The sequence below is a fragment of the Mesorhizobium sp. M2C.T.Ca.TU.002.02.1.1 genome, from assembly GCF_003997225.1.
In genome coordinates this window covers 1-2712 of record NZ_RZTO01000808.1, presented here as the reverse complement: position 1 = coordinate 2712, position 2712 = coordinate 1, and the positions used below count along the sequence as shown (strand labels likewise).

At 69.4% G+C, this 2712-nt stretch carries 1 protein-coding gene and 1 pseudogene; both read right to left on the bottom strand.

Going from position 1 to position 2712, the window contains the following annotated elements:
• Nucleotides 1-365 (bottom strand): annotated as a pseudogene (locus tag EOD07_RS29745) (malate synthase G); the annotation flags it as partial.
• 303 nt (nucleotides 366-668) lie between these two features.
• Nucleotides 669-2690, bottom strand: a complete 2022-nt coding sequence (locus EOD07_RS29740) for a hydantoinase/oxoprolinase family protein (protein ID WP_127237871.1) — start codon at nucleotides 2688-2690, stop codon at nucleotides 669-671.
• Nucleotides 2691-2712: the final 22 nt, after the last annotated feature.

The window sequence follows — 2712 nt, the reverse complement described above, 5'->3', positions numbered from 1 at the left end:
TTCATCACCGGCACGACGAGCTGCGGCCCGGCGACGACGGCGATCTCGGGATCGACATTGACCGTCGAGACGCTGAAGGCCGCCCCTTCCGGCACCAGATAGCCGATCTCTTTCAGGAAGCCTTTGTAAGCCTCCATGTCGATCGGCGCGCCGTTCTCGCGATACCAGCCGTCGAGCTTTTCCTGCATGGCGTCGCGCTTGGCCAGCAGCGCGCGGTTCTTCGGCGCGAGGTCGTGGACGATCGCCGAAAAGCCTTCCCAGAATTTTTCCGGGTCGATGCCGGTGCCGGGCGTGGCTTCTTCGGCCACGAAGTCATGGAGCTCCCGGGCAACCCGCAACCCGGCGATCTCGATGCGGTCGGTCATCTGCACGTCTCCAGATATAGCTTTGCCGGGGCCTTTGGCATGTTTGGGGTTGCGGGGTCAATTCGGCTTAGGGTGTAGGGGATTTTGGCGGGGCGGCGAAGCTGCTGATCTCCCCCCTCGTGGGGGAGATGCCCGGCAGGGCAGAGGGGGGCGCGAAGGAACGCCAACCTTGTCGCTTTCTGCCCGTGCAAATGTCACCCAGACTGGCTTTCGGAGTGCGGAAGAACGGAGACGCTGGCGGGACAGCGCCCCCCTCTGGCCTGCCGGCCATCTCCCCCACAAGGGGGGGAATCACGCTCTCCCTCACACCGCGATCCTTGGCCGTCCCGACGCCACGGCCACCACATGCGCCTCGATGAACATGCGCTGGCCCTCGATGGTCGAGACCTTGAACTCGGTGGCGACGTCGATCTCGGCGCTGTCGGTGCCGGCATCTTTCGCGCGTTCGGCCGCGATCTGCCGCACATCGGCTTCGGCCGCTTCGATCGCCTTTTCCTCCTCGGTGAAGTCGCGCACCGTCTGGCCCGAGGCGAGGCGGAACAGGCCTTCCTTCGGCTGGCTGACGCGGGCCTCGGCCGAGACGCGCACCTGGCCGACCACGGCGCCGAGCGCGTTGGCGACGTCGGTGTCTTCCGGCACGATGCAGCCATTGCCGACGAGCGGCGGCAGGCCGGCATAATGCAGCGGCGCCGAGGCGCCCAGCCCGATGACCGGGCGGTCGAGCGCGACGGTGAAGCGGGCGATGCCGGGATGCGCGTCGACCGCGCGCTGCACCAGCGCATGCGCGACGGTGGCCGCGCCGTCCAGCCCGTCCTCGGCGAAGGCGGTTTCCAGGATATATTCGGCCGACCAGCGGGTCACCGTCGTCAGCACGCGCTGCGAAATCTCCTCCGGCGTTGCCGCGATCGTCTGGCCGCGGCCGTCGCGCCGGCGGGAAAACAGCTCGGCGCCGAGGCGCGCGGTGGCGGCATCCCAGTTCGACTGCTTGCCCAGCACATGGGCGGCATCGGACGGCGTGAAGCCCGAGATATGCACCAGGCCCCGCGCGACCAGCCGGTTCAGCGTGGCGTTCTGCGCGTTGGACGACAGCAGCCTGTCCAGCGCCAGCGGGGTGGCGCCGATCGCCTCGTAGAGCTTCGCTTCCGGTCCGGTGAGGCCGGCGGCGAGCCGGTCCGGCACGCCGGTGCGCAAGGCGAAGCGCCCGTCCATGCGGCCGGGGTTCGGCGCGCGCAGCTGCCGCTCCAGTTCCGACGTCACCGCCTCGCCATGCACCATGCCGGACAGCGCCAGCGGCACCAGGCGGCGCGGCCCGAGCAGGATCTTCGGGTCGAGCGCGCCGTCTTCCAGCGTCACTTCCGAGTCGCCGCCGAGGCCGAAGGTGCGCATCGCGACCGCTTCGACCATGGTGCGGAAGCCGCCCACGGTGGCGCCTTCCGGATCGAGCCGCGGCCGGCCGCCATCGAGCACGGCGACGTCGGTGGTGGTGCCGCCGATATCCGACACCATGGCGTCGTCCAGCCCGGTCATGTGGCGGGCGCCGACCAGGCTGGCGGCGGGGCCGGACAGGATCGTCTCGATCGGCCGCTGGCGGGCGAAGGCCGCCGACACCAGCGCGCCGTCGCCGCGCACCACCATCAGCGGCGCCGAAATGCCGCGCTTGGCGAGGAACCCTTCTGTCGCCGCGACCAGCCGGTCGATCATCGAGATCAGCCTGGCGTTGAGCAGCGTGGTGAGCGCGCGGCGCGGGCCGCCGAGCTTGGCCGACAATTCATGGCTTGCTGTGACCGGCAGGCCGGTCTTCTCGCGGATCAGGTCGCGCGCGGCAAGCTCATGCGCCGGGTTGCGGGTGGCGAAATAGGCGCAGACGGCGAAGCCCGACACCGAGCCGCCGAGCTCGGGGAGCGCCGCCTCGAGGCCGGAAAGGTCGAGCTTCGCCGCATTGCCATGCACGTCATGGCCGCCCGGGCAGAACACCACCGGATCGGTGCCGAGCGCGGTCTTGAGGCCATCGCGGGCAAGGTCGGCCTCGGAAAAGCCGATCATGACCAGCGCCACGCGCCCGCCCTGGCCCTCGACCAGCGCGTTGGTGGCGAGCGTGGTCGACATCGAGACGAGTTTTATCGAGGCAGGATCGCTCCGTGATTTCTCCAGCACCGCATCCACCGCGCCGGATATGCCGACGGCGAGATCATGGCGCGTGGTGAGCGACTTCGCCTTGGCGAGAACCTTTCCCTTGGGCCCGCCCTCCTCGGACCACAGCACCGCATCGGTGTAGGTGCCGCCGGTGTCGATGCCGAGGAAGAGAGGGTGAGGCTTGGCGGTCATGGAGAGGTCCGGGGCGTGGCTT

Bases quoted from the DNA above. Each gene is read 5' to 3' on its own strand.
- EOD07_RS29740 (WP_127237871.1), bottom strand. From the start codon at position 2,690: ATGACCGCCAAGCCTCACCCTCTCTTCCTCGGCATCGACACCGGCGGC.